This is a genomic window from Bradyrhizobium pachyrhizi (assembly GCF_029714545.1).
Classification (GTDB): Bacteria; Pseudomonadota; Alphaproteobacteria; order Rhizobiales; family Xanthobacteraceae; genus Bradyrhizobium; species Bradyrhizobium pachyrhizi.
The window spans coordinates 5,607,316-5,630,705 of sequence record NZ_CP121667.1; the positions used below are offsets into that span (position 1 = coordinate 5,607,316).

At 64.8% G+C, this 23,390-nt stretch carries 31 protein-coding genes and 2 tRNA genes; 13 read left to right on the top strand and 20 right to left on the bottom strand.

What is annotated here, in order from left to right:
* Positions 1-78 precede the first annotated feature (78 nt).
* Positions 79-1,005 carry a LysR family transcriptional regulator gene (locus QA639_RS26535; RefSeq protein ID WP_028335380.1) on the top strand — a complete coding sequence of 309 codons (927 nt, stop codon included), beginning with the start codon at positions 79-81 and terminating at the stop codon, positions 1,003-1,005.
* A 164-nt stretch (positions 1,006-1,169) separates the two neighbouring features.
* On the top strand, positions 1,170-2,030 hold the full coding sequence (locus tag QA639_RS26540) for a sterol desaturase family protein (RefSeq protein WP_283087658.1): 861 nt from the start codon (positions 1,170-1,172) through the stop codon (positions 2,028-2,030).
* Between the two features lie 89 nt (positions 2,031-2,119).
* Here the strand turns inward: QA639_RS26540 and QA639_RS26545 are convergent, their stop codons facing one another.
* Both QA639_RS26545 and QA639_RS26550 read right to left on the bottom strand, forming a co-directional pair.
* Entirely contained in the window at positions 2,120-3,286 is a 1,167-nt protein-coding gene (locus tag QA639_RS26545; protein WP_283087659.1) for a glycosyltransferase family 87 protein, read from the bottom strand.
* 379 nt (positions 3,287-3,665) lie between these two features.
* Positions 3,666-3,751, bottom strand: a tRNA-Tyr gene (locus QA639_RS26550).
* 309 nt (positions 3,752-4,060) lie between these two features.
* Between QA639_RS26550 and rlmB the strand changes: the two genes are divergently transcribed.
* On the top strand, positions 4,061-4,885 hold the full coding sequence (gene rlmB / locus QA639_RS26555) for a 23S rRNA (guanosine(2251)-2'-O)-methyltransferase RlmB (RefSeq protein WP_028335377.1): 825 nt from the start codon (positions 4,061-4,063) through the stop codon (positions 4,883-4,885).
* A 60-nt stretch (positions 4,886-4,945) separates the two neighbouring features.
* Here rlmB and QA639_RS26560 read toward each other — a convergent pair whose 3' ends face one another.
* The 3 genes from QA639_RS26560 to QA639_RS26570 form a co-directional block, all read right to left on the bottom strand.
* The gene (locus tag QA639_RS26560; RefSeq protein ID WP_198400322.1) at positions 4,946-5,368 is read right to left on the bottom strand and encodes a hypothetical protein; all 423 of its coding nucleotides are present in this window, start codon (positions 5,366-5,368) and stop codon (positions 4,946-4,948) included.
* 94 nt (positions 5,369-5,462) lie between these two features.
* The gene (locus QA639_RS26565; RefSeq protein ID WP_283087660.1) at positions 5,463-5,936 is read right to left on the bottom strand and encodes a hypothetical protein; all 474 of its coding nucleotides are present in this window, start codon (positions 5,934-5,936) and stop codon (positions 5,463-5,465) included.
* Between the two features lie 228 nt (positions 5,937-6,164).
* Positions 6,165-6,914 carry a sulfite exporter TauE/SafE family protein gene (locus tag QA639_RS26570; protein ID WP_283087661.1) on the bottom strand — a complete coding sequence of 250 codons (750 nt, stop codon included), beginning with the start codon at positions 6,912-6,914 and terminating at the stop codon, positions 6,165-6,167.
* Positions 6,915-7,108: 194 nt separating this feature from the next.
* Between QA639_RS26570 and QA639_RS26575 the strand changes: the two genes are divergently transcribed.
* The 8 genes from QA639_RS26575 to QA639_RS26610 all read left to right on the top strand — a co-directional run bounded on the left by QA639_RS26575 (position 7,109) and on the right by QA639_RS26610 (position 10,561).
* Positions 7,109-7,549: a hypothetical protein gene (locus QA639_RS26575; protein WP_283087662.1), complete on the top strand. Its 441-nt coding sequence runs from the start codon at positions 7,109-7,111 to the stop codon at positions 7,547-7,549.
* A 160-nt stretch (positions 7,550-7,709) separates the two neighbouring features.
* Positions 7,710-7,784 (top strand) — tRNA-Thr (locus QA639_RS26580).
* A 576-nt stretch (positions 7,785-8,360) separates the two neighbouring features.
* Positions 8,361-8,618 (top strand): hypothetical protein, encoded by a 258-nt coding sequence (locus tag QA639_RS26585; RefSeq protein ID WP_028335372.1) that lies wholly within the window; start codon positions 8,361-8,363, stop codon positions 8,616-8,618.
* Positions 8,615-8,866 (top strand): hypothetical protein, encoded by a 252-nt coding sequence (locus QA639_RS26590; RefSeq protein WP_283087663.1) that lies wholly within the window; start codon positions 8,615-8,617, stop codon positions 8,864-8,866. Before QA639_RS26585 ends, QA639_RS26590 begins: the two co-directional genes overlap by 4 nt.
* A 229-nt stretch (positions 8,867-9,095) precedes the next feature.
* The gene (locus QA639_RS26595; protein ID WP_050384782.1) at positions 9,096-9,284 is read left to right on the top strand and encodes a hypothetical protein; all 189 of its coding nucleotides are present in this window, start codon (positions 9,096-9,098) and stop codon (positions 9,282-9,284) included.
* A gap of 55 nt (positions 9,285-9,339) precedes the next feature.
* Positions 9,340-9,519 carry a hypothetical protein gene (locus tag QA639_RS26600; RefSeq protein WP_050384781.1) on the top strand — a complete coding sequence of 60 codons (180 nt, stop codon included), beginning with the start codon at positions 9,340-9,342 and terminating at the stop codon, positions 9,517-9,519.
* A gap of 137 nt (positions 9,520-9,656) precedes the next feature.
* Positions 9,657-9,887 carry a hypothetical protein gene (locus tag QA639_RS26605; protein ID WP_157346258.1) on the top strand — a complete coding sequence of 77 codons (231 nt, stop codon included), beginning with the start codon at positions 9,657-9,659 and terminating at the stop codon, positions 9,885-9,887.
* A gap of 134 nt (positions 9,888-10,021) precedes the next feature.
* A complete protein-coding gene (locus QA639_RS26610; protein WP_157346261.1) occupies positions 10,022-10,561 on the top strand; it encodes a hypothetical protein in 540 nt (179 codons plus the stop codon).
* Positions 10,562-10,597: 36 nt separating this feature from the next.
* Here the strand turns inward: QA639_RS26610 and QA639_RS26615 are convergent, their stop codons facing one another.
* From QA639_RS26615 to QA639_RS26625, 3 genes are all read right to left on the bottom strand, one after another.
* A complete protein-coding gene (locus QA639_RS26615) occupies positions 10,598-11,758 on the bottom strand; it encodes a DUF2652 domain-containing protein (RefSeq protein WP_157346263.1) in 1,161 nt (386 codons plus the stop codon).
* A gap of 101 nt (positions 11,759-11,859) precedes the next feature.
* Positions 11,860-12,708, bottom strand: a complete 849-nt coding sequence (locus QA639_RS26620) for an alpha/beta fold hydrolase (RefSeq protein ID WP_283087664.1) — start codon at positions 12,706-12,708, stop codon at positions 11,860-11,862.
* Positions 12,705-13,073, bottom strand: a complete 369-nt coding sequence (locus tag QA639_RS26625) for a hypothetical protein (protein ID WP_028335365.1) — start codon at positions 13,071-13,073, stop codon at positions 12,705-12,707. Before QA639_RS26625 ends, QA639_RS26620 begins: the two co-directional genes overlap by 4 nt.
* A 537-nt stretch (positions 13,074-13,610) precedes the next feature.
* Between QA639_RS26625 and QA639_RS26630 the strand changes: the two genes are divergently transcribed.
* A complete protein-coding gene (locus QA639_RS26630; protein WP_028335364.1) occupies positions 13,611-13,862 on the top strand; it encodes a hypothetical protein in 252 nt (83 codons plus the stop codon).
* 65 nt (positions 13,863-13,927) lie between these two features.
* Here QA639_RS26630 and QA639_RS26635 read toward each other — a convergent pair whose 3' ends face one another.
* The 4 genes from QA639_RS26635 to QA639_RS26650 all read right to left on the bottom strand — a co-directional run bounded on the left by QA639_RS26635 (position 13,928) and on the right by QA639_RS26650 (position 16,522).
* Positions 13,928-14,167 carry a DUF6719 family protein gene (locus QA639_RS26635; RefSeq protein ID WP_028335363.1) on the bottom strand — a complete coding sequence of 80 codons (240 nt, stop codon included), beginning with the start codon at positions 14,165-14,167 and terminating at the stop codon, positions 13,928-13,930.
* 298 nt (positions 14,168-14,465) lie between these two features.
* The gene (locus QA639_RS26640; RefSeq protein WP_283087665.1) at positions 14,466-15,182 is read right to left on the bottom strand and encodes an outer membrane protein; all 717 of its coding nucleotides are present in this window, start codon (positions 15,180-15,182) and stop codon (positions 14,466-14,468) included.
* Between the two features lie 362 nt (positions 15,183-15,544).
* Positions 15,545-15,970 (bottom strand): hypothetical protein, encoded by a 426-nt coding sequence (locus QA639_RS26645; RefSeq protein ID WP_028335361.1) that lies wholly within the window; start codon positions 15,968-15,970, stop codon positions 15,545-15,547.
* Positions 15,971-16,201: 231 nt separating this feature from the next.
* Positions 16,202-16,522: a His-rich protein BRANT gene (locus QA639_RS26650; RefSeq protein WP_038377671.1), complete on the bottom strand. Its 321-nt coding sequence runs from the start codon at positions 16,520-16,522 to the stop codon at positions 16,202-16,204.
* A 283-nt stretch (positions 16,523-16,805) separates the two neighbouring features.
* On the opposite strand from QA639_RS26650, the gene QA639_RS26655 reads away from it, so the two are divergent.
* A complete protein-coding gene (locus QA639_RS26655) occupies positions 16,806-17,354 on the top strand; it encodes a tetratricopeptide repeat protein (RefSeq protein ID WP_028335359.1) in 549 nt (182 codons plus the stop codon).
* A 214-nt stretch (positions 17,355-17,568) separates the two neighbouring features.
* Here QA639_RS26655 and QA639_RS26660 read toward each other — a convergent pair whose 3' ends face one another.
* From QA639_RS26660 to QA639_RS26695, 8 genes are all read right to left on the bottom strand, one after another.
* Positions 17,569-17,847: a hypothetical protein gene (locus QA639_RS26660; RefSeq protein WP_038381721.1), complete on the bottom strand. Its 279-nt coding sequence runs from the start codon at positions 17,845-17,847 to the stop codon at positions 17,569-17,571.
* Positions 17,848-17,993: 146 nt separating this feature from the next.
* Positions 17,994-18,743 carry a cation efflux transmembrane domain-containing protein gene (locus QA639_RS26665; RefSeq protein WP_283087666.1) on the bottom strand — a complete coding sequence of 250 codons (750 nt, stop codon included), beginning with the start codon at positions 18,741-18,743 and terminating at the stop codon, positions 17,994-17,996.
* A 150-nt stretch (positions 18,744-18,893) separates the two neighbouring features.
* A complete protein-coding gene (locus QA639_RS26670; RefSeq protein ID WP_050384848.1) occupies positions 18,894-19,196 on the bottom strand; it encodes a copper-binding protein in 303 nt (100 codons plus the stop codon).
* A gap of 29 nt (positions 19,197-19,225) precedes the next feature.
* Positions 19,226-19,699, bottom strand: a complete 474-nt coding sequence (locus QA639_RS26675; protein ID WP_283087667.1) for a cupredoxin domain-containing protein — start codon at positions 19,697-19,699, stop codon at positions 19,226-19,228.
* Between the two features lie 41 nt (positions 19,700-19,740).
* Entirely contained in the window at positions 19,741-21,096 is a 1,356-nt protein-coding gene (locus QA639_RS26680; RefSeq protein ID WP_283087668.1) for a multicopper oxidase family protein, read from the bottom strand.
* Positions 21,097-21,108: 12 nt separating this feature from the next.
* Positions 21,109-22,533 carry a TolC family protein gene (locus tag QA639_RS26685; RefSeq protein WP_028335353.1) on the bottom strand — a complete coding sequence of 475 codons (1,425 nt, stop codon included), beginning with the start codon at positions 22,531-22,533 and terminating at the stop codon, positions 21,109-21,111.
* A gap of 9 nt (positions 22,534-22,542) precedes the next feature.
* Positions 22,543-22,860, bottom strand: a complete 318-nt coding sequence (locus QA639_RS26690) for a hypothetical protein (protein WP_283087669.1) — start codon at positions 22,858-22,860, stop codon at positions 22,543-22,545.
* 76 nt (positions 22,861-22,936) lie between these two features.
* Positions 22,937-23,383, bottom strand: a complete 447-nt coding sequence (locus tag QA639_RS26695; RefSeq protein WP_428841188.1) for a hypothetical protein — start codon at positions 23,381-23,383, stop codon at positions 22,937-22,939.
* Positions 23,384-23,390 lie beyond the last annotated feature (7 nt).

The following is a 23,390-nucleotide window of genomic DNA, read 5'->3' on the forward strand; positions in this document are numbered from 1 at the left end:
GTCAGGCGGGAATGATAGACAAACCAATATTATCCGAATAATTTATAATCGTTATCTGGCACATCACCCTTGTGAATATTGCTCGTGTCCTTCCGCACGCTCGACCTCAACCTGCTGAAAGTCTTCGAGGCGCTGATGACCGAGGGCAGCGTCACGCGCGCCGCCAGCGCGCTGACCATGACGCAGCCCGCGGTCAGCAACGCGCTCGCGCGGCTGCGCGACGCGCTGGGCGATCCCCTGTTCGTGCGCACCGCGAGCGGGATCCGCCCGACGCAACGCGCCGTGGCGCTGTGGCAGCCGATCGGCGATGCCCTGGAACATGTCCGCCACGCCCTCGACGAGGACGCCTTCGATCCGCGACAGACCCAGGCCGAATTCATCCTGTCGATGTCCGACTACGTGGCCTCGCTGGTGATGCCGCGGCTGCTCAACCGCTTCAGCGAAGTGGCGCCGTCGGCGCGCATCCACACCGTGCCCAACACCATCCTGGAGATCGGCGACCGGCTCGAGGACAACCGGGTCGATTGCGTGCTGAGCGTCTATGTCAACGAGGCGCAGCAGCCGCCGGCCGTGATCCGCTCCCGCTCGCTGTGGACCGTCGAATATGCCTGCATGATGCGGCGGGACCATCCGCTGGCCAGGCAGAAGCGGCTCAACACCCGGAGCTTCCTTGCCGCCAAGCATGTCGATGTCAGCCTCGCCGGCAAGACGCTGCCGACCTACGACCAGTTTCTCGCCTCGCGCGGGCTGTCGCGCAATCTGGTCGCGACCGTCAACCACTACAACGCCGCCTACGAGATCGTGCGCCAGTCCGACCTGATCGCCGTGCTGCCGCGCGATCTCAGCGCGCAGTCCCGCCACGCGCCGCATCTGCACGCCATGCCGGTGCCGCTGCCGGCGCCGCCGCGCATCGTCAGCCTGTTCTGGCACCAGCGCAACGACACCGTTCCCGCGCAACGCTGGCTGCGCGAGACGCTGGTGGAGATGTTCGCAAGGATGGAGTGAGCGGGTGGATTGGCGCATGCGGACGAATCCGGCTCTTGGACACCCGTGATCCCCGTAGCGGCACGGGGATGCTGATTAACGCTCCCACAACCCGGGTTTGGTTTCCGATTGACGCCATCGGGGACCGAGGTGGTAGGCTGTCGCCATTTCACGTGGCCATTTGAATGCGCGAGTTATTGGAACAATACCAGCTTTTGCTGGCGCCCTTGATCTTCGTGCCGTTCGAGCAACTCTTTGCGGCGAGGCAGCAGAAGATCTTCAGGCGCGGTCTGCTGACCGATATGGCCTTCCTGTTTCTCAACGGCTGGCTGGTGTTCATCGGCGTGACCGCGATCATCGCGGTGGCGACGCTGGTCAATCAATCGATCCTGCCCTCGGCCGTCAAGCAGGCGGTCAGAGATCTCCCGTATTGGGCTCAGGCGCCCATCGCGATCGTGATCGGGGACCTCGGCATCTACTGGACCCACCGCATCCTGCACGTCGTGCCCGCCATGTGGCGCATCCATGCCGTTCATCACGCCGTCGAGGAACTGGACTGGCTCGCCGCGATCCACCAGCACCCGCTTGACGTGACCTTCATGAAGGTTGGTTCGCTGTTTCCGCTGTTCGCGCTCGGTTTCTCCGCTGAGGCGATCGGGACCTATCTTGCGATCTACTATTGGCAGTCCTGGCTTGCGCACGCCAACGTGCGCCTGGGCTACGGCCCGCTGCGCCATGTCCTGGTGTCGCCGGAGTTTCATCACTGGCACCACAGCAGCGAGCGGGAAGCCAGGGACAAGAACTACGCCGGGCTGTTCTCGTTCTACGATGTGCTGTTCGGCAGCCTCTATCTTCCGGAAGGGCAGAAGCCGACGGCATTCGGCGTCGATCATCCGATGCCCACGAGATACCTGGCGCTTTTGGCCTATCCATTTTTCGCCTGGGCCTCGATGCTCAAGCGCGACGATCCGTCGGGCACCAGGCGCCCGGTTGGCGCGGAGGCCGTGCCCGGCACGGCAACGCCGCCGGCGCACCAAGACGGCTGATCGTGATGATCTTCGCCGTAGACTGTTCGCGATCAGCACACTAAAGCGCGATGAGATCGGGTTGAATCCTCATCGCGCCGGATCATGCTTTAGCCGCCAACGGTCGCAGATTTTCGCAACCCCTCGCCTGTAGCCGTCTCGCTGGCCTCTTGCCGGTATCTCATCCAGATCAGCGCGATCACGGTTGCGCACATCATGGGGCCGAGAGGCGTGCGCACGAACGGGAAAGCGTATCCCAATACGAAGACGACGCTGACAGCGATCCGGAAGGCGCTTCGACCCGAACGCGACGCGAGGCGGCCCGCGCCGGCGTTCATGAGAAACACCAGCGCGACCACCAGGACCGGCATATCGTAGATCGCGAAGTAAGGAGAAATCAGCGGCGTCGCCGCCAGCAGGCTTGCGGCCTTTACGGCGAAGCTGACATGGCCGCGCCACAGGATCAGCACCCCAATCGCAACCACCGATGCGACGGCGACGTGGAATGCCATCGCCAAACCATAGCCGAGACCGGCGTCTCTCAAGAGCCCATAGATACTCTGCAGTTTGTACCATGGCAGCGCGCCACTGAGGTGGAATTGCGTCGTGGCGAAGGTGGCGGCCGCGCGGAATCCATCGAAGGTATCCCAACCGAAGATCAGCCCGGCGAGCAGCAGGAGGACCGGAATCACCAAAGCGGCGGTGATGACGACGCGCCAACGCCCGGTGGCGATCAACACGAAGGGAAGCAGCACGCCATATTGCGGTTTGAAGATCAGCAGCGCGATCAGGATTCCACTGAGAAGCGGACGCCTGTCCAATGTCAGCAGGATGCCGCCGAGCAACGATGCGGCGAGCAGCGCGCTTTGGCCGGAGATGAAATCGTAGAATACGGGCGGAGCAGCGAGTGCCAGCAGCAGCGCGGCGGAGCGTGGCCGGATGGCATGAACGACGAGCAGCCAGCAAGACAGCTTTGCCGCGCTCCAGACCCAGAACGCGATCGGAAACGGCAGCAGCGCCAGCGGCGCCACAACCAGGAAAAACACCGGCGGATAAAAGAACGGAACCGGTACCTGATCGTAAGGATATGGAGCGTGATTGAGGGATTGCAGCCGGAGAGCAAGTTGCTGATGCAGCAGCTCCCAATCGTAGGCTGCCGCCGCATGGCCTTCGAGCGCCATCGTGCCCGCGCCCCAGAAACACGAAAAATCGATTCCGGCCTGGCCGGCACCACCGAAAAATGCCGGTATCGAAACCAGGATCGAGACGCCGAGCAAGACCGCGCAGCCAACCATCAGCGCCGGGTCGTCTCCTGCAGAAGCGTCCCAGTGCAAAATTTTCTTCATGTCGTCTGAAACGGCTCAATCATGAAATGGCGCAATCTACCATTGCGCTCGCAGGCCGAGCAATGGAACGCCGGCGGCGGCTGGAGATGTTTGCGCGGATAGGGTGAAGACGCAGGCGTCGAATGGATGAGCGGGCTGTGCGCCGCCTTGGCTCGCTTCGCTACGATGAAGTTTTCTGGGCTTGCTGAGCCTGGGTCGCGGATGTCAGTCCGTCTACGCTTTCGCTGGCGCTCAAGCTACGCCGGACACACGCTTCGCCCTGACGGGCCCCGGCGCGGCTGCGCCACGCGCAGCCCGTCAGGGCGAAGCGTGGTGGGGGAGGCAGGACTCGAACCTGCGAAGCCATGAGGCGGCTGATTTACAGTCAGCTCCCTTTGCCACTCGGGACACTCCCCCGTCCAACAGCATCAGACCGGCCGCGCGAGTGGCGGCGGACCGGGTCATCGAAATGACGCTGATAACCGGCCGACCCGAAGCGGGTGCGCGGTCGGGCGCGTTTATGGGGGAAGGCGGTCCCCAAAGTCAACCAAGCCGGCCGTCTATTTGGGATACTTTTGCAGGCTCTGGCGATCTCTGTTCCAAAGTAGTGAGTCGTGCGGCTAGATTCTTGTTTTGTCGCGTTTTCCTCACGCGAACCGGACCCCACTTCGCTCGAAAACGCTGTGTAAAATTGCCAATATTCGGGAGCCGTGACACAAGCCTCACATGAGCGATCGCGACCGCAAACCCAATTTCCGAGGCAAGGGCGGTAAACCCTTCCAAAAAGGGCCGAAATTCGGCCGCCCGCCGGCCCGGCGGGAACGCGAATCCGGTTCCGACGGGCCGGTGATTCTGTATGGCTGGCACACGGTGTCGGCCGCGCTCGCCAACCCCGACCGCCATATCCGCAAGCTTTACCTCACCGAGAACGCGGCGAAGCGGCTCGCCGACGAAAACATCGCGACCCGCGTCGCCCCCGAGATCGTCCGGCCCAGCGAGATCGACCGGCGCCTCACCCCCGATGCGGTGCATCAGGGCCTCCTGGCGGAGGCCGATCCCCTGCCCTCGCCCGGCATCGACACGCTGGCGCTGGAGGGCATCGTGCTGGTGCTCGACCAGATCACCGATCCGCACAATGTCGGCGCCATCCTGCGCTCGGCCGCGGCGTTCGCGGTGAAGGCGATCGTCACCACCGCCCGCCACAGCCCGGAGGCGACCGGCGTGCTGGCGAAGTCCGCCTCCGGAGCGCTCGAGCTGGTGCCTGTTGTCACCGTGCAGAACCTGGCGCGCGCGCTGAACGAGTTGAACGAGCGCGGCTTCCAGACCGTCGGCCTCGACAGCGAGGGTACCGAGGATCTCGGCAAGGCCGCGCTGCAAGCGCCGCTCGCCCTGGTGCTCGGCGCCGAAGGCAAGGGCTTGCGGCAATTGACGCGCGAGACCTGCCGCGTCGTCGCCCGCCTCGACATGCCCGGCGAGATCAAGAGCCTCAACGTCTCGAACGCCTGTGTGCTCGCGCTCTATATCGGCGCCAGCCGGCTCGGGCTGATGTGAACGACAAACGCCCGCTCGCGTGGCGCGAACGGGCGTTGATGTCTCGAACTGACGATCGGATCAGTAGTAGCGGCGCAGCACCGGGTGGCCGTAGCGGCCGTAGCGATAGCCGTAGTGCGAACGATAGCCGTAGTGCTGGCGGTAGCCGTAGCGACGGTAGCCATAGTGGCGATAGCCGTAATACGGGCGGCCGTAGCCTTCGCGGTAGTACGGACGCGGTGCCCAGTTGCCCGGACCGGTGTAGGTCGGTCCCTGGTTGACGTAATAGTACTGCTGCGCCGCGCTGGGATAAGCGGCATCCGGGTCGGGCAGGCGTTCGACTGCGCCGTAACCGTAACCGCCATAGTAGCCACCGCCGCAACCACCGCAGCCGTAATTCACGACGGGCGCGGAATAGCCGCAAGGGTTGAAGCCGCACGCCATTGCGGGCGCGGCCACCATGACGGCCACCGCCGCAATCAGTCCTTTGATCATTTGACGCATTACTCTCTCCTGTAGGTCTCTCTGTTCGTCGCGTAGCTCTTGATGGCTATTCAGGATCCCCGTTCGAGGGGCTCTTGATTTCGGGCAGTTGACTTTAGAATCGTCGAGGTCGCGGTGGCCGCGGGAACGGGCCCGGCAACGGCCGCGGCCCGTTGAACTCGGGCGCGTAGATCACCGACGGCGGATCGACCGGCACGTTGGACTGTGCCGGCAGCGGAGCCGATTCCGCGCCCCACGATTGATGATAGCTCTCGGCCGGCTTGGGCAGGCGGCGGTTGGCCGGCGGCTCGATCTCGAGACGGCCGTAACCCGGCATGCGGCCGAGGCTCGGATAATAGTGGCCGACATTCGGCTGGGGATCGATCGGGCGGCCGCCATAGACGGTCGGCACCATCGACTCGTTGCGGGCGAGCCCCATCGCGCTTTCGACCACGGCGTAGGAGGCGTCGACGCCGTTAATGATGATCGGCACGCCGGGCCGCACCGGCACGACAATGTCGAAGCCGCCGCCGGCCAGCGCCGTCGAGCTCATCGCAGCCAATATCGCCAGCGCAAGACTTGCGCGCATGTTCACCCAGCGTCCCGAATTGTTCCGCCACAACCTAATCCAACGGCTTGGCGGAAGGGTTAAGGACGCCGGCCAAACTGCCGGTAAGCCTAACGCGTAAGCATCGGCATCCGGTCAATGCGGCCGTGCGGAATCAGAAATCGTTAACGGGCGCCCGGGAGCATGAGCCGGAAAAGTGCGAAGCGGACTTCCGAAAAGATCATGCTCGAACAAAGAGCCGCCTCCCCGTCAGGCGAAGGCGTTCTCGACGATCGAGTGGACGCCGATCGCGATCGTGACCGCGCCGACCGCCATTTGCAGGCCGCGATTGGCCCAGGTCAGCCAGCGCGCCGAGGCTGCGAGCGGCACCGCGATCACGCTGGACAGCACGCCCATGCCGATCATCGAGCCGATCCCGAACAGCGCGACATAGCCGAGCCCGGTCACCGGACTTGGGGCCTGCGATACCGTCAGCACCAGGAGCGCCGCCGAGCCGGCCATGCCGTGCATCAGGCCGACCAGGAGCGTGCGCCAGCGGAAGCCGTGCGCGTGGCTGTGCGCGGCGCGGACGTGCGGCACGGTGGACGCAGGCGCCACGGTGGACGCAAGCGCCACGGTGGACGCGAGCGCCACGGCTTCACCGGCATGGCTGTGGGCGTGGAAGTGCGTGGTGCCGTCGCCGTGCGAATGGGTGTGGAAGTGCACGCGGTCACGCCACAGCCGCCACCACACATGCACACCGAGGCCGACCAGCATGATACCGACCGCGGTCTCGATCGGCTGAGATACCGTTTCGGGAATCGCGCGCCCGAGCAGGATCGCGGCGCCGGCAAAGATGAACAAAGTGAGCGTGTGGCCAAGTCCCCAGGTCAGCCCGTGCTTGACGATGTCACCGACATGGGTGCGGCGGGCCGCGATGCTCGATACCGCCGCGATATGATCCGGCTCCAGCGCATGCTGCATGCCGAGCAGAAAGCCAAGACTCAAGATTCCGAACATCAATCCCCCGCGTCGGCACCGACATCAGTCCGTTCACCGCTGTACACGCAATTCTCGTCAAAGGCAGCATGCTCCGGAACGCATCATGCGCACGAACCTGCAGAACTTCACACTGCTTTGAACACGGGGCAAGGCCGCGCTGGAACAGGCACGGCACCGCCAGATTAGCTCTCGACGACGAGAGGAGATCTCGCATGACACAATTCAAAATCCTCGGCGCAGCAGCCCTGCTCGCCTCGGCACTGGCGGGCCCGGCGATGGCGCAACAGACGATCGGCACCGCCGCGCGCTGCTCGAATGCCTGGCCGGACGCCCCATGCCAGGCGATGGCACCGGGCACCACCCGCACCGCCTATCACCAGCGCATCGATCGGCGGGACCAAGGCTGGCAGGGCAGCTACAACCGCTATGATCCCGGCCCGTTCGCGCCCGTCGATGCCGCGGCCCGCGTGGCCGGTGGCGTCGTCGGCGGCGCGGTCGGCACGGCGACTGCGGTCGCCACCGCTCCGTTTGGCGGCCCCGACTATGCCCGCGCCCCGATCGGCGGCGCCGAATATGCGCGGCAAAACGGCTTTGTCTGCACCCCCGGCACCCGGTTCCGCGGCAGCGACGGCCGCCAGCATCCCTGCCAGTAGCTCAGCTGATTAGGCCGACGGCGCAGAAGGCGTGCGGGCCGCCTTTTTGCTGTCGGGCCGACACGGGGACGCGATCGCTTCTCGCCTGCTCGGTTCAAGCCTTGGTTCTGGCTCTGGCGCGCCAAGTCTGCTATGCGAGCGCGCAAATCATTGCCAATTCGCCGGCTTAGCTCAGCGGTAGAGCAGCAGTTTTGTAAACTGAAGGTCGGGGGTTCAATCCCCTCAGCCGGCACCAATTGGCTTGGATTTCCGCCATCCTTGCCGCCGCGACACAGCTTAGTCTGCCGAGATCGACCGTCGACCGCGGCAGCCCCTCCAACTCGCAGGCGAATACGGCAGTTCCGAGCATGGGGAAGCGTGCTTCGACGCTGCAGAGCTGTCCAGAGCATGCTTCTTCGATACCGACGCCGAAGCAGTCCGCTGCTGCAAATCCCTTGATGACCCCGTGAACGCCGACCGTCCTGCGGCCGATGCTGCCTTCAAACCGAAGTGCCTGGGCATCGCGTCCTCCATTCAGATATGCGCGGCTTTGCGCCGCGCGTCTTTCCCGGCTGCGATTCGAACACGTCGTCGCGATTCAATCAAAGCGCTTCGCTTGATTGCCCACAATGTACGGAGTGAGCCGTAGTATTCCGGGTGTCGGGCGTGCCACATCGTCGATCGCGTTCACCGATAGCCATGCAACGACCTCTGCGCTCGCAATGTCTTGCATGAAGCCCTAGCGAGAACGTTGAGTCCTCTCGCGACGACTACTTGTGATTTTGTTCCCGCTGGCTATTGTTCCCGCACTTTCACCTTCGGGAATTTCAAAATGAAGATTGTTTTCTGCACCGCGATTGTCCTGTCCACGCTGGCAGTCGCTCCGGCGAGCGCCAGGGAGCGCAATGACAGCCCTCACTCCCAGGCCTGCATGGCCAAGAACGGTTTCAATCTCGATATGTGGCGCGCTCACTCCGCGGGCACCGACGCGCAGGTCCTGAGGTACATTCAGTGTCGGGATCGGGTGTCCGCAGCACAGGCCAAGGCGATCGGCATCCGCGACCATAACTTCAGCGCGGGCTATCGATGAGCCTTGAGGGTGACGCGAAAATCGGACTCGCCCTCGCTTTGCTTGCCAGCGGCTGCATCCCGGCAAGCGCCGCAGGCTGGACCTGCTCCGCCGCGGGTCTGATCTCAGGGTCGTATGATGGCGGCGATAGCGCCTACATCCATCTCACCGGTTTCCCGAACGGCAACAACTATCCTGTCGCCAAGAAGGGCAGCCGGGCCACCGGCACGACGAAGAACGGCACCCGCTTCGCCTGCACGCAACGCTAAGGCACATCGGCGGGACGACAGGAACCGCCACGTCGACGTGGTCGTGACGCGCTGAGACAGCTCGCCCGTCCGGACCGATGCCGCGCCGCAGGGCCGGTACGGAAGGCCGTTGCGACACTCCCCTGGCAGGAATCGTGGGATCCTTCCCGTAGGATCACCCATCCCTCGCCTTGCTTCTGTTCTTGCGGCCCCAAACAGGGTATGCAGAATGCGGGGTGGGACTCAGCCAATGACCTATTTGATCCTTGCCCGAGATGGCACCAGCCAAATCGTGCTGAAGCGCGACAGCGAAGACGCGGCCGAGAAGAAGGCGCGCGAGCTGAAGGAGATGGGCTGGTTCGAAGTCGAGGTCCGCGAGGACAAGACGGCGCCCGTCACGTCGGCTCCCCCGGCGGATCGTCCACCGACGCTGCAATGACGCCTTGATGAACCTTTGCCGGGTGGCCCTTACAGATATGTGAGGAGCCGCCACCATGTCCGACACAGCACATTACCGCTTCCAATCCGATCAGGCGCGACGGCTGGCCCGGCAGGTGACCGACGCCGCGGTGCGAGAGAAGCTGCTCGAAATGGCCGAGGAATATGGCCGCTACGCCGACCTGATCGAGGCGCGCAGCGCCGAACAGATGCCCGCCGCGATGGCGGCCCATTAGGCTGAACCCCGCCCCGTTCCGGCCGGCTCACCGGTTCGTCCTCTCCTGATGCTCGTTCTCAAGGTGAGGCCCGATCCGCTCGACAACGCCTGAGGATTTGTTTGGAACATGATGCCTCCTCACGCGATTTTCCTCGCATGAGGGTCCGCGAATCCGACCGCAATTTGCTGCTTCTGGGCACGTTCACGCTGCTCGGCGTGGTCGCTGCCGGCCTCGTCGCCCTGCTTGATCCGGCGCCCGCGCCGGCAAATGCCGCGCCTCGGCCGGCCGCGAATCGCGCGGCGGCATCGGATCAGGGACGGGCCCAGACCCCGGTCCGGATCGTCGGTACCCCGTTCGTCCCGAACACCAATCCCCGTCAACGCTGACCGCCCACGCCCGCGGGACGTGTCACAATTATGTCACCGCGCCTACCAAACAGGCGTCTTCATCAACCATCATGATGGCGAGCGCTTGATTCCGCACGGTTGCTTTGCTGGAATCCGCGCGCTCAGGGTGCGCCATGAAGTGGATGAAAGAACGCGATCTCCTGATCGCGCAGACAATGGCTTTCGTACAGTCGGTGAAGGGCAAGCTGCCCGACGCCGAGCCGCTGGTGCCTGCCCCGCAGACGGCGGTGCCGCCTGCCGCAAAGCCGACCGCGGCGCCACCCGCTGCTACGCCTGCACCCGCCGCCGCGTTGCCAACCGCCGCTGAACAGGCCTTGGCCGAGGCGATCGCCACGTTCAGCGTCAAGCCTGCGGCCGAGGTGCGGGCTGCGGTCGTGCCGCCTCCGCTTCCGGTGCCGACCGTGATCGAGGGCCTGCCCCCCGCTCCGTCGCCGTTAGCGGTGACGGTCGTCGAAGTCCCGCCTCAACCGGCGCAGTTGCCGCATTTTGCCAGGCTCGACATCAGCGGCGACTTCGGATCCGAGGTGCGGGAGCGGGTTGCCAATTTCCGCGCACAGCAGCAGCGCTTCCTGAAGGAGCGCGAGGAATATTGCACCACGACCATGGCCAAGGTCCGCGCCGCGATCAACGAGCTGCCGCGCTCGGGCAAGTAACGCAGCCCCATTAGACCCCGGACCGTGCGTTGGGCATCAGCCGCGCGCGCCCGATTTCACCGGCTCGGTCAGGAAGCGCCCGCTCGATCGCGTCAACGCCGGCTCCTCCACTGCATCGAGGGCAGGCTGCTTTCCTTCCAGCATGGATCGCAAGCCGGCGATCGCCTTCGTCATGCGTTCGGCGTATTTCACCGCGGCGCCGTCGACGAACTCTCGATCCTTTGGTTTAGGTTTGGCGACCCGCAGCTCCAGATGTGTCATTCCGTTTGGACCGTCCAGAACGGCGCGGGTCATCACGATCCGCGGCGCGCCGGGAATCGGAAGCGTGATGCCCACCGTGAAATAATCGGTCGGGCGCCAATCGAGCATCTCCTCAACGACGGTATGGTTGCCGTGCATACAGTGGTTCCTGGTGCCGGGACCGCGTCGTCCCCTGCCGGAATCCTCGACGATGGTGTCGGCGTCCCACCATTTCTGCCATTGCCCGGGCACGGTGAAAAACTCCCAAACCGTCTGCCGCGGCGCGGCGATGTCGAATTCCAGCATGACGTAGGCATCGTCGCGCGTCACCTGCATCCGGGTTTGCGCGTCTTCCTGCCGCCACGCCGCTTCGAGATCGCGCGCCCACAGCGTCACGTCGCCGATGACGTCGATGGTTTCGCGATGCGCGATGAGACCCTGGGCGACCGGATCGACACCCATCGCGCGGATGGCCGCGTCGCTGTAGAGCGCGTAGGCGCGTCCGCCGACCTTCTCACCAACCGTGTTCTTGAGCAGCCGGTGGACCAGAATGACGTCGCGCCCGGCGAGCTCCTCCCTGCCGCCCATCTTCTGCTTCACCATCTCGCCATGATGGATAACGAACTTGAAATCGAGATCGCCCATCGCGACGCAGGCCTGACACTCGCAAGTCGAGGCCTGGCGCACGTTGCGCAGGCGCCGGCGGAATTTGAAATAGGCGCCCTCGATCGCGTCCTGCAGCAGCGAGCCGTCGATCTTTTCGGCGGTGGTGTAGACGAACGCGGCGTCGCCTTCGAACTTGGCGAGGCGGAATGGCGGGCGCAGCGCTTTCACCACCGTATCCATGAAATCGGCGATGATGTCCTGCGCATGGTCGAGCTCGACCGCCGCGAGGAAGTTGGTATAGCCGGAGATGTCGGCAATCGCGAAATAGGCCGCTTCAGCCTTCGGAAGCATGGGGACCTCCTGCGCAACCGGTTCACGCCCAATCGTGCGGACGCGCAGTCTGTCATACCTCGCCGCCCGAGGTCGAGGAGCAAAGCGACCCCAGGCGTGCGCTAGCGGCCGCCGATCTTCTCCAGCACCGGCAGCAGGTGTGTGAGAAACTCGGCCGGATTCTCGCTCATCGGGAAATGGCCGAGGCCCTTCATGATGGTGGCCTCGGCTCCGGCAATGCTGTTCGCCACCGCCAGCGTCTCTTCCGGCGTGCAGGAATAGTCGTACTCGCCCGACAACAGAAACAGCGGGCAACGTCTCGTGTCGATCTCGGCGACACGAGCGCGGATGTCGCCGTCGATCTTGTAGAAATAGAGGTCGCCCTTGAACACGCCGGGCCCGCTCTGCATGTAATGCCACAGCGTCTCCCACCGCTCCTTGTCGGGCGCGTCAGGGCCGACGAGGCCCGAGACGATGGCGGAGGCGACCTCGCCGCCATGCACGTCCGGCCGGTGCAGGAAGTTCAGGTCGTAATAGGGATCGACATGCGCGCCCGCCTGCAGGCCGATGATGGCGCGGAAACGTTCGGGATGCTCGAGCGCGAGATGCAGCGCGATCCGGCCGCCGATCGAGCAGCCGATCACGATCGGCCTGTCGAGGTCGAGCGCGTCCATCGCCGTCAGGATCATGGTCGTGTATTGCGCGGAGGTGAGCTGGTACTCCTCGTCGTGCCAGCCCTGTGGCGGCGACGACTTGCCGTGCCAGGGCATGTCGAAGGCGATGACGCGATGGTTGCGCGTGACGCGCGCATCGTTCATCAGGCCGCGATATTGCCGCCCGTCGGCGCCCGCGGTGTGCAGGCAGAGCAGCGGCGTGCCCTCGCCCGCCTCCTCGACATAGACGCGGTGGGCCCGGCCGAACAGCTCCAGATGCATGTAGCGGCCGATGATCGGTTCAAATCTGGCGCTCATGCGGCCACTCCCTCGCGGCGCAGCTTGCCGAGCGCCTCCTTGAAGTAGCGCAGGTTCGCCATGAAGATCTGCAGCTCGCCCTCGGCCTTCAGCACGCGGCGCTTGATCAGTGCCATCAGGTCGTTCGAGCCCGGCGGCGGCCGCATTTCGCAGAACCGGTCCCACTCCGCCTGCGAGGTGCGCAGCGCGAACGACGACGAGGGCATCACGAACGGGCCCTTCGTCACCGCGACGATCCGGCCCTCATGGATCGCGATCAGCCAGGCGGCCGCGCCGATCTCGAGCAGGAATGTCGTGGTGAGGTAGCGGCCGCGCCGCACCAGGCCGGCGTCGCCATTGACCCGTTCCTTCAGCGTGTCGATCATATCAGCTCCCCGATCGCGGCCCGTCCGCGCAGCGCGCGGCGGGCGCTTTTCTGCCGGCAATGATGGAAGGAATGGTGTAGCCGTCAATCGCCGGCGGCGCCGCGCGGCTCCGGCGTTTTCGCGTGGCCGCCACATACGAATTTTGGCGAGAGCCGGGAGATCTAAAGCCAGGATATCTAAAGCCAGGATATCTAAAGCCAGGATATCTAAAGCCAGGACCAGACCAGCGCCACGTTGGCGGCGCAGGCCGCGAGCAGCGCAACCGCAAGCGCGAGTTGCACGCGTTCGTAAGTGGGCTGGTGGATCGCTCTCATGGGCCGGAGCATCCGGCGATTCTACCCGGAGAGTCCCGGGGATTCTTTTTTCGGGGGTTTACCACCCGTTAAGGACTCAAGGCCCTTCCGCGAAAGGGCCGAAATGACTCATATTTTCAGATGCTTGCCGCGGATGCTCGCTCACGGTTCCGTGACCGGAACGGCGATATTGCCTGAAACCCAAAACGGGGGCTGGCGTTGTCGGTTGTTTGGGGAACGACGAATGCCGTACGCGCTGTTTTATCAGGACGCCAAGCTGAGCAAGGCCTATCCGACCGAGGCGGATGTCTGGACGCTGGCCAGGAAATCCGGCCTGGTGGTGGACGCCATCTCCGGGGAGGAGAAGTCCGCGCCGCGCCCGGTGCTGGATAACGACTACGAAATCCGGCCCTGTCAGCTTGAGCCGAACGAGGATCCGGCCAAGAACAAGGCCGATGCCGATCGCGAAGCGCGTCTGGAGCCGCGGTTGAACTGATCAGACGGTAGGCTGGCCGGCGCGCAGCGGCGGGCCGGGATGCAATGGGTGCGGTCGCCCCGCGCCTACGGCATTGCCGTCGCCAGCGAGGCCTGTTCGGCGGCGAGCGAAACGCAAATCTTCCGCCGATGCAGACCCCGGATCGCGCCGGTCACCTTGAGCACCTTGCCCGCCGAGCAGGACGCGTCCTGCACGAACACGACCTCGTAAGGCGCGAGCGCCAGGGGTTCGGATTTGAGGATCGTCTGGGCAAGGCACGGCATGGAGACCGCAGAGAGGATCAGCCCTAACGCAAAACTACGCATGTTCGTTTGTCCACCAGCCCGGCGATCGCATAATAGCGCAGCACGATGAAAGTTCCGTGCAATGCAGGAATTATTTTTTGCATTGCACGATCAGGCCTGAACATCAGGTGAATGTGGGGTCGTAACCCGGATGGAGCGGAGCGAAATCCGGGACTTCGTTCGTCGGCTGCCCCGGATTGCGCCGCGCTCCATCAGGGCCAACGGGTCACCGCATCCGTCGTCATTGCGGGGCGAGCGGCTGGCCAACAAAAAGGCCGACCCGAAGGCCGGCCTTTCGATTGATGCGATGAAGCCGCGATCAGTAGCGGGAGCCGACCGGGCCACCCCAGCCGAAACGGTAGTTGACCCCGAGCTTGACGGTGTGCTCGTCGTTCCGGAAGCTCGTCCCGACGAGGTCGGCCGGGCCGCTGGTGAAGTTGGTCTTGCCGAAATTGTAGTACTGGTATTCGGCCTTCGCCGACCAGTTCGGGGCGAACATGTATTCGAGGCCCGCGCCGACCGTGTAGCCGTCCTTGTGGCCGCCATCGGTGGTGAAGGACGCCGGCACGCCGCCGACCGACGCAGTGATGTTGTTGCTGTCGCGCCAGGCATAACCGCCCTTGGCGTAGAGCAGCGCCGGACCCCAGGTGTAGCCGAGGCGGCCGGTCACCGAACCGATCTGGTCGGTGTTGCCGGTCACCAGCGTTCCGCCCGGGAGCAGCACGCCATTGTTCGAGGAGCTGGGCAGCCAGGAATACTGCGCCTCGGCGCCCATCACCCAGTTCGGGGCGAACTGATAGTCGAAGCCGCCCTGCACGCCACCCATGAAGCGCGCGTCGCTGCCCATCAGGTTGTTGCCGTCGGTGAACGCGCCGCCGACATGGCCGCCGATATAGAAACCGGTCCAGTTGTAGACGACGGCGGGGGCGGTATAGGGCGGCGGTGCCTTGGTATAGGTGCGGGCCGGCATGTCAGCCGCAAACGCAGGGCCCGCAAGGGCGGCCAGCGCGACTGTGCCGAGCAAAAACTTCCTCATTTCTGATCCCCGTTACTAACGCTGCGCTGTTAAGCCAAACAACGTGACCTCAATTAGGTTGCTTTGGGGCAATGCCGCACCCGTGATGTTTCCGAGCTGTGACAGGGTCGCAACAACGCCCGTTTGTTCCCTGGCACAGAAGGTTTTTTTCACCGGTTAAAGCAGCCGCATCTCGGCTGAATGTAAGTCGCAGACGGCTAAAGTGAAGTTCAACGCTCCCCGAAAAGTGATCGGAGTTCGCTAACGTTTCGATCAGGCTTGCGACAAGCGGCCGCGCGGAAGCGCGATCAGATCGCGCTTCTGCCTCTTGTTCGGGCATGATCTTTTCGGAAAAGCCGCTTCACACGTTTCCGGATCATGCCTTAGCGCGACATCTTTTCCAGTTCCGGAAATGCCGCGTAGGACGCGCCGGCGCAGGGCTCGGCGGGGTTGTCGAGGATGCGGTCGAGCCGGCCGTCGACAAACAGGACACCGCGCTCCCGGGCGGGGCGGTAATTGCCGTCGGTATCCTTCGCGCTGTAGCGCAGGCACACGACGTAGCGCAGCCGGCCGCCGACCGTGCGCTGCGCCGGCTCGGCGATAGCAGCCTCGCGGACCCCGACCGGATTGTTCAGGTAGGTCCGCATGAAGGCGAGGATCTGGTCGCGGTAGCGGTCCGGGAACGGCTGATTGGCGACGCCCCGGTCATCGGTGAAGGTGGTCGGCCCGCCGCCGTCGTCGCTGGTGAGGCAGCCGGCGAGCGGAAGCGAGAGCAGCAGGATGGCTGCCAGTTGTGATGAAATCCGCAAACGACGCTGTTCCCTGAGTCCCCGGAGGCGTCTCATAAACTGCCGGGCGGCCAAAGGGAATTCGCAACTCGGTTATTCCTCGCCCGGGTTCACAACCGGAGCCAGACGCACTCCGGCCCGTCGCCATTGGGGAAGCAATGGACGGACGGGCCGGTTCTGCATCCAAAAAGGCGCAGCGGGGCAATGTGGATCGAAACTACGCCCTTCGGATCAGATTCAACCGCGCCTGGGTCACCCGCGTTTGGCCGGCGCGACGTGCTTGGTCGCGACCTTCGCGTGGACGTGCTTGGTCGCATGCTTCGGCGCCTTCACCTTCAACATGCCCATGTGCTTGTGGTGGCGGTGATGGCGATAGTGCTTGTGGTGCATCTTGGCGTTGGCGTTGCGCACCTTCGACGGCAGCTGCTCGCTCTTGATCACGGGAGCGGCCTTGGTCGCCGGGGCAGTCGTGGTCGCCGGCGCGGGTGTTGCGGCCTTGCCGGTCTCGGCGGCGAGCGCGGGCGCTGCGATCACGGACATGGCGAGCAGCGCGGCGGAAATCGTCTTCAGCATGATGGTCCTCCTCGTCGGGATCGAGAGGTCCCGGCCGGATGGTCGGCCTCACCGATCAATGCACGTGACCTTATGGGTCGCGCACTGAACCCGTTCTGAAGGACCCTGACGGACTTCATTCATGTGCATGACATCTCTGTCATGTTCTCCTCTACCGTCGGAAAAGCGGGATCACGCAATCGTGGGATCGGCCGGGAATGTTCTGCACCCCTGGGTGTTCAAGTCATCAGGCTTCGGTGTACGATTACCGAGCACGATCAGGAACGATCAGGAGCAACCAGGAATGAGCAGGAAGACGAAGTTTTTGGGCCTCGCAGTGCTCTCGATGACGCTCGCCTCCGGGCCGGTCATCTCGGCCTATGCCGCGGGCAGCGACAATCCCTCGCCGCCGGCTTCCGACAGCGGCAGCAGCAAGGGCAAGAAGGCGAAGAAGGACAAGAGCTCCGCGATCGACGATCAGAAGTTCCTGGCCGGCTATCGCGCCGCCTACACTACGATCTACGACAAGCACGACTATACCGCTGCGATCGAGCAGCTGAAGGCGCTCGGCCAGGATGATCGCGCCGACGTCGCCAACCTGATCGGCTACTCCTATCGCAAGCTCGGCGACTACAAGGTCTCGCAGATCTGGTACGAGCGCGCGCTCAAGGCCGACCCGGCCCATGTCCGCACCTGGCAGTATTACGGCCTCTGGCAGGTCGAACAGGGCAACCGCGATCAGGCGCAATACCACCTGAACCGCATCGCCCAGCTCGCCGGCACCAACAGTGACGAATATCGCTCGCTCGCCGCAGCGCTGGAGAAGCCCCCGGGCACCGGCCTGGTTTACTGAGTTAAGGCAACCGCTTCCTACATCGAGCCGGCGTGGTCGCGACGACTGCGCCGGCTTTTTGCTGCGTAGGATGGGTAGAGCCAACGGGTCCGCGCAAAGCGCGGCCCGACGATAAACTCCGCGAAACCCATCATGCTTCCGCTCGGATCAGAGGTGATGAGTATCGCTTCGCTCCACCCATCCCACGGATCAGCATAGTCGTTACGGATGGAGATTACGGATAATGCTCGAGGCGACGATCGGGCTTTTGCGGACGGCTCGCCCCCACCGTGTTGCCCGCAGCACCGGCATCCGGCTTGGCCGGACGCGCGGCCTTCTCCACCGGCGGCCCGCTGTCGCCGGTCTTCTTGGCGCTGTTCAGCGCCTCGCCGGTGGTGGTCACGTTGGCGGCCTGCCCGGCCCCCGCCGAGCCGGCCGAAGGGCCGGAGCTTTGCGCCAACACGGTTCCCGATAGCACCAATGCCGCCATCAGTATTGCCGCGTTGATTGTCATGGAGGGGGCCTTCTGCGCTCGAATGATGCACAGCAACGCGCCGCTGCCACGGACGTTCCCACGGAGCCATCATTTAAGGTAAATGCGCGGCAAATTTCCGCCCTGGCGCGGCCTGTCGCAGGAAGCACCGGGCGCTTGCGGCTTCCTCAGCCATGCGCCGCTGACGGGCTGCGTAGTGCCGCCTCGCGATATTCGGCCCATGCCTGCCGCAGGATTTGCACCGACGAGGTGAGGAATATCACCGCCATCACGGCGGCGACGGCAAGGTCAGGCCAGGCCGAGACCGATCCCCACACGCCGAGGGCGGCCGCCATCACGATCAGGTTTCCGATCGCGTCGTTGCGCGAGCAGAGCCAGACCGAGCGGACATTGGCGTCGCCGTCCTTGTACGGCAGCAGAAGCAGAACCGAGCCTAGATTGGCCGCGAGTGCCAACGCGCCGATGGCGCCCATCACCTCGGCCTTCGGCACGCCGAGCACGAACGTCTGGTAGACGGTCGAGCCGAACACCCACAGCGCCATCAGGCTCAGCGACGCGCCCTTCAACAGCGCGGCGGAGGCGCGCACGCGCAGGCCGGCGCCGATCACCGCAAGGCTCAGTCCATAGGTGACCGTATCGGCAAGGAAGTCGAGCGCATCGGCCTTGAGCGCCTGCGATCCGGCAAGCTGACCCGCGATCATCTCGGTCAGGAACATCGCGCCATTGATGCCGATGACCGTCCAGAGCACGCGCCTGTAGCGCGGATCGAGACCGTCAAAGACGGGAACGCCGCCCGAGCAGCCGCACGAATCGGCCGCGCGATCGCGGTCCCCTGCCCGCACGCCGGCCTTGATCGGCAGCGTCAGCGGCGGTGGTGCGCAGCAATCGGACGTCTTCTGCCCGCAGCAATCGTTCATGGCTCGTCCTTACAGACGACAGGATAAGGCCGGCCACGCAACGCCTTCAAGCCGATCCATCCGGAACAGCTCCGGCGATCATGCGTCGCGGGTTGAAGGGCTGCCGGCTGCGTTAGCCGACAGCCCAACCTGCTGATGCGGGCCGTCGCCTCACTTCGCCTTCTGGATCGCGGTGACGGTGTAGCCGCCGTCGCCCTCCTGGGCCTCGAACTGGACCTTGTCGCCGACCTTGACCTGCTTCAGCAGCGCCGGATCCTTGACCCGGTAAACCATCGTCATCGGCTCGTCCATGCCAAGGCTCTTGGCGGGGCCGTGCTTGAGCGTGATCTTGCCCGCGCCCTCGTCGATCTTCTTGACCTCGCCATTGATCGCGGCGGCCTGCGCGAGCGCCGCGCCCAGGGTCAGAGCCAGCGCGAACGCGCCGGCGCCGGCAAGTTGGATCATCCTGTTCATCATTGTTGTGCTTTCTTTCGCAGCTGGTTTCATTTCACGATGACACGGCCGGTCATCCCGTAGTCGCGGTGATCCGGGATCAGGCAGGAATATTCAAACGTTCCGGCCTTGGTGAACTTCCAGACGATCTCCGCACTCTTCTTCGGTGCGAGGCGAACGCCGTTCGGATCGTCATGCTCCATGTGCGGATGCTTCTTCATCACTTCGGCATGCTTCAGATTCTCTTCGGTGGTCGCGAGCAGGAATTCATGATCCTCGGTGCCCGCGTTGCGGATCACGAAGCGGATCTGCTCGCCGCGCTTGACCTCGATGTGGAACGGCGTGAACTCCATCTCCTTCATCTCGACCTCGACCGTGCGCGAGGGCTTGCTCGGATCGCCGGGCTCGCCGGCCGAATAGGATTCATGGCCGTGCTTCTCGTGACCGCGCGACGGCACTGCGGTAACGGACAGCGCAATCAGCACGATGCCGATGCTGGTAAGTTGCTTCACTGGATTCTCCATTCTGTGTTTGATGCTTGTCGTTGGTGAGTGAGCCGGATCCGCTACATCTTCATTCCCTTCATCGATGGCTTGGCTTTTTGCCCGGGCGCCGCCGGCGGCTGGCGCGCAGGCTCGGCGGCGGGCGCCTCGACCTCATAGGCAACCGTGCCCGGCGGATATTTGTACGGTCCGGGGTCGGCGTAATCGTCGCGGCCGAGCCCCTCGCGGATCTTCATCACCGTGAACATGCCGCCCATCTCGATCGGCCCGAACTGCCCGGTTCCGGTCATCATCGGCAGCGTGTTGTCGGGCGCGGGCATCTCCATGTTGCCCATCGCCATGCCGGTCGATCCCATCACCATGGCGTCGGGCGCGAGCTTGCCGACCGCCTTGGCCAGATCCTGGCGCGACACGCCGATGAAATTTCTGACGTCGTGGCCCATCGCATTCATCGTGTGGTGCGACTTGTGGCAGTGGAACGCCCAGTCGCCCGGATTGTCGGCGAGCATGTCGAACGCCCTGACCGCGCCGACCGGCACGTCGGTCGTGGTCTCTGGATACTGCGCGCTCTCCGGCACCCAGCCGCCGTCGGTGCAGGTCACCGCGAAATTGTGCCCGTGCACATGGATCGGATGGTTGGTCATGGTCAGGTTGCCGATCCGCACGCGGATCCTGTCGCCGAGCCGGATCGGCATCGGATCGATGCCGGGATAGACGCGGCTGTTCCAGGTCCACATGTTGAAGTCGGTCATCTCATTGACCTTCGGCAGATAGGTGCCGGGGTCGATGAGGTAGCTGCTCATGATGAAGACGAAGTCGCGGTCGACGGCACGGAACGCCGGATCGCGCGGGTGCACGATGAACATGCCCATCATGCCCATCGCCATCTGCACCATCTCGTCGGAATGCGGGTGGTACATGAAGGTCCCGCTGTGCTTCATCTCGAACTCGTAGACGAAGGTCTTGCCCGGCTTGATGTGCGGCTGGTTAAGCCCGCCGACGCCGTCCATGCCTGACGGCACGATCATGCCGTGCCAGTGCACCGTGGTGTGCTCCGGCAGTCTGTTGGTGACGAAGATGCGGACCTTGTCGCCCTCGACCGCCTCGATGGTCGGTCCCGGAGCCTGGCCGTTATAGCCCCAGAGATTGGCCTTCATGCCGTCGGCGAATTCGCGCACCACGGGCTCGGCGACGAGATGGAATTCCTTCCAGTCGCCGTTCATCCGCCACGGCAGCGACCAGCCGTTGAGCGTGGCCACCGGCCGGTAGTCCGGCCCGCTGGTGGGATGCAGCGGCGGCTGCATCACCACCTTGTCCATGGTCGGCGCTTCGGGAATGGCGGCGGCCTGGACGCGGCCGCTGACCGCGCTTGCCGTGACCAGCGCCGCGCTGCCCAGAAATCCTCGTCGAGAAAACATGTGCTGCTCCATTCAGTGACCGCCGCCGGCCGCGGGCTGCGCGGCCGAGGCGATGGAAGACGGTGTCGATGCTGCGCCGGCCGAGCCGCCGCCGTTGATCGCGGTCTGCAGCTCGGATTGCGCCAGAAGGAAGTCGCGCCTGGCGTCGATCGCCGCGCGCAGCGAGGCCAGCCGCTGCCGCGCTTCGGTCAGAAGCGCGAACACGTCGACCTGCATGCTGGAGAAGCGCAGCTGCATCTCCTCGGTGATGATCTGCCGCAACGGCAGCACCTCGCGCTGGTAATGGCGCGCGATGTCGTAGGTCGAGCGGTAGACGCGGTAGGCGTCGCGCGCCTCGGAACGGACGTTGATCGCCTTCTCGGTCAGGCGGTTCATCGCCTGGCGGTAGGTCTCCGCCGCCTGGCGTACTCGCACCTCGCCGCCGTCGAAGATCGGAATCTGGAACTGGACGTCGAAGCCGCGCTCCCTGAACGGCGGAGCTTCGGGATCGTGCGTCCGCTTGTCGATGCCGGCGACGTCGAGCAGCGTGACGAAACGCGTCGCCTCGGTGAGATCGAGCGCCTTGGCGAGCGCGACGATTTCCATCCGCGCGATCTGCAGGTCGACGCGATGGCCGACCGCGGCGATCTCGATCGACGGCTGCTGCAGCGGCCGCTTGGGCAGCGGCGGCAGCCGGTCCGGAATCCGGAAGCCGAGATCGCCGTCCCACAATCCGAGCAGACGCGCCAGCCGTTCGCGCGAACTCGCCGCATTCTGCCGCGCGCTGGCGAGGTCGGCGGTGATCTCGGCGTAGAACACCTGCTCGCGGGCCTGGTCGAGCTTGTTCATGCCGCCGGTCTCGCCGAGCTTTTTGGCGAGCTGCGCGGTCGACTCCGCGGTCGCCTTCGCATCCGTCAGCAGCGCGACCGTCTCGTTCGCGGCCACCGCCGCGACGTGGCTGCGCCGCACCTCGGCGGCAAGCCGCAAGGTAGCGAGTGCGGCCTTGAGCTGCGCCTGGCGGAAGCGCTCGCGCGCGATCTCGGAGCGGGCCGGGACGGTCGCGAGCGCCAGGATGTCGCCGACCACCTGCCGCTCGAGCTCGCTGGCGCCGTTGCCGGCGATGCGGGAGACCGAGAAGGTCGGGTTCGGCGGCAGGCTCTCGGCGACGTAGTCGGTCTCCGCCAGCGCCAGCTCGTTATAGGCGGCCTGCAGCCCCTTGTTGTTCAAGAGCGCAACCTGCACGGCTGCATCCGCCGTCAAATTGCGCGCGAGCAGCCGTTTCACCGCGGCGTCGACGGTCGCGGCCGCGTCTGTGCTGCGAACGAAGGCGACGTCCTTGCCGATCGCCTGCTCGGTCACCTCGGAGACGACGCCCATGCCGGTGTCGGGCGAGAACGACGCGCATCCCGCGAGCGCGGATGTCAGCAGCAGGATCGGCGTGATGGCCAGATATCGCATGGCGCCCTCCTACCGATCCGACTTCGAATTGGCCGGCGGCGTCACGCCGTCATTGCGCTCTCGCCAGGGCAGCGGCGTCGACGGACGCAGGCTGCTGTAGGGCGCGATCGTCGAGCGGTAGCCGACGCCGGCCGTCCCCGCCGCCGGATTTGCCGGATCGCCTGCGACGGCGACCGGCCGACCGTCGGCCATGCAGCCGGCGAGCGGCGCAGATGTGAGGATGACCGTGGCCATCCGCGACAAGAATATCGATGGCGGGCGCCGGCCCAGCCTGTTGCCAAGCCTGGTGGCCACGGCGGCGAGCCTCGCCCCGAGATGCGAAAACATGGATCTGTCCCGATCAGCAATGAATCACCGGCATGCGGACGCGAGCGCGCGGCGCAGCCACGATGTCAACGAAAGATCAGGCGATGGGGGGACGATAGAGCCGCGCCGGCGCCTCGCTCCGCAGGCTCTGATGAACCTCGGAAAGGCGCGTGGCGATCGGGTGCAAGGGGGTTGCGACGATTGGAAGATCAGCCGGCAGCGCCGATACACACATCAACGCGCAGCACGGCCCCGGCGCATTCTTGCCGTCGTGGCTGTGCTTCGCAGGCGGCGCAGCATCATCGGCTGCGTGATGCATATGCATGCCGCCATGATCGTGGGCGGCATGATCGTGCGCGACGCCTTCGGCAGGCGCCATCGGCATCGACGCCGCATGCACATGCGCCACGGCGTCGGGCTGCACCTCATCGGTCAGGCACGGAAACGGCGCCCCGAATGCGAGTGCGAAGGACGGCGCGAGCACGCAAAACAGATAGGCCAGGATGATGGAACATCCTGCCCGCACCCGCCCTGCCCTCGTCAATCGCACC

Excerpts from the sequence above, each read along its gene's own strand:
- QA639_RS26625 (WP_028335365.1), bottom strand. The coding sequence starts at position 13,073 with ATGATCGACACGCTGAAGGAACGGGTCAATGGCGACGCCGGCCTGGTG.
- QA639_RS26630 (WP_028335364.1), top strand. The coding sequence starts at position 13,611 with ATGCCGTACGCGCTGTTTTATCAGGACGCCAAGCTGAGCAAGGCCTAT.
- QA639_RS26650 (WP_038377671.1), bottom strand. The coding sequence starts at position 16,522 with ATGCTGAAGACGATTTCCGCCGCGCTGCTCGCCATGTCCGTGATCGCA.
- QA639_RS26560 (WP_198400322.1), bottom strand. The coding sequence starts at position 5,368 with ATGCGTCAAATGATCAAAGGACTGATTGCGGCGGTGGCCGTCATGGTG.
- QA639_RS26610 (WP_157346261.1), top strand. The coding sequence starts at position 10,022 with ATGAAGTGGATGAAAGAACGCGATCTCCTGATCGCGCAGACAATGGCT.
- QA639_RS26570 (WP_283087661.1), bottom strand. The coding sequence starts at position 6,914 with ATGTTCGGAATCTTGAGTCTTGGCTTTCTGCTCGGCATGCAGCATGCG.
- QA639_RS26685 (WP_028335353.1), bottom strand. The coding sequence starts at position 22,533 with ATGCGATATCTGGCCATCACGCCGATCCTGCTGCTGACATCCGCGCTC.
- QA639_RS26590 (WP_283087663.1), top strand. The coding sequence starts at position 8,615 with ATGAGCCTTGAGGGTGACGCGAAAATCGGACTCGCCCTCGCTTTGCTT.
- QA639_RS26635 (WP_028335363.1), bottom strand. The coding sequence starts at position 14,167 with ATGCGTAGTTTTGCGTTAGGGCTGATCCTCTCTGCGGTCTCCATGCCG.
- QA639_RS26600 (WP_050384781.1), top strand. The coding sequence starts at position 9,340 with ATGTCCGACACAGCACATTACCGCTTCCAATCCGATCAGGCGCGACGG.
- QA639_RS26620 (WP_283087664.1), bottom strand. The coding sequence starts at position 12,708 with ATGAGCGCCAGATTTGAACCGATCATCGGCCGCTACATGCATCTGGAG.
- QA639_RS26680 (WP_283087668.1), bottom strand. The coding sequence starts at position 21,096 with ATGTTTTCTCGACGAGGATTTCTGGGCAGCGCGGCGCTGGTCACGGCA.
- QA639_RS26540 (WP_283087658.1), top strand. The coding sequence starts at position 1,170 with ATGCGCGAGTTATTGGAACAATACCAGCTTTTGCTGGCGCCCTTGATC.
- QA639_RS26655 (WP_028335359.1), top strand. The coding sequence starts at position 16,806 with ATGAGCAGGAAGACGAAGTTTTTGGGCCTCGCAGTGCTCTCGATGACG.
- QA639_RS26690 (WP_283087669.1), bottom strand. The coding sequence starts at position 22,860 with ATGTTTTCGCATCTCGGGGCGAGGCTCGCCGCCGTGGCCACCAGGCTT.
- QA639_RS26675 (WP_283087667.1), bottom strand. The coding sequence starts at position 19,699 with ATGGAGAATCCAGTGAAGCAACTTACCAGCATCGGCATCGTGCTGATT.
- QA639_RS26585 (WP_028335372.1), top strand. The coding sequence starts at position 8,361 with ATGAAGATTGTTTTCTGCACCGCGATTGTCCTGTCCACGCTGGCAGTC.
- QA639_RS26565 (WP_283087660.1), bottom strand. The coding sequence starts at position 5,936 with ATGCGCGCAAGTCTTGCGCTGGCGATATTGGCTGCGATGAGCTCGACG.
- QA639_RS26660 (WP_038381721.1), bottom strand. The coding sequence starts at position 17,847 with ATGACAATCAACGCGGCAATACTGATGGCGGCATTGGTGCTATCGGGA.
- QA639_RS26665 (WP_283087666.1), bottom strand. The coding sequence starts at position 18,743 with ATGAACGATTGCTGCGGGCAGAAGACGTCCGATTGCTGCGCACCACCG.
- QA639_RS26615 (WP_157346263.1), bottom strand. The coding sequence starts at position 11,758 with ATGCTTCCGAAGGCTGAAGCGGCCTATTTCGCGATTGCCGACATCTCC.
- rlmB (WP_028335377.1), top strand. The coding sequence starts at position 4,061 with ATGAGCGATCGCGACCGCAAACCCAATTTCCGAGGCAAGGGCGGTAAA.
- QA639_RS26640 (WP_283087665.1), bottom strand. The coding sequence starts at position 15,182 with ATGAGGAAGTTTTTGCTCGGCACAGTCGCGCTGGCCGCCCTTGCGGGC.
- QA639_RS26595 (WP_050384782.1), top strand. The coding sequence starts at position 9,096 with ATGACCTATTTGATCCTTGCCCGAGATGGCACCAGCCAAATCGTGCTG.
- QA639_RS26670 (WP_050384848.1), bottom strand. The coding sequence starts at position 19,196 with ATGAACAGGATGATCCAACTTGCCGGCGCCGGCGCGTTCGCGCTGGCT.
- QA639_RS26575 (WP_283087662.1), top strand. The coding sequence starts at position 7,109 with ATGACACAATTCAAAATCCTCGGCGCAGCAGCCCTGCTCGCCTCGGCA.
- QA639_RS26605 (WP_157346258.1), top strand. The coding sequence starts at position 9,657 with ATGAGGGTCCGCGAATCCGACCGCAATTTGCTGCTTCTGGGCACGTTC.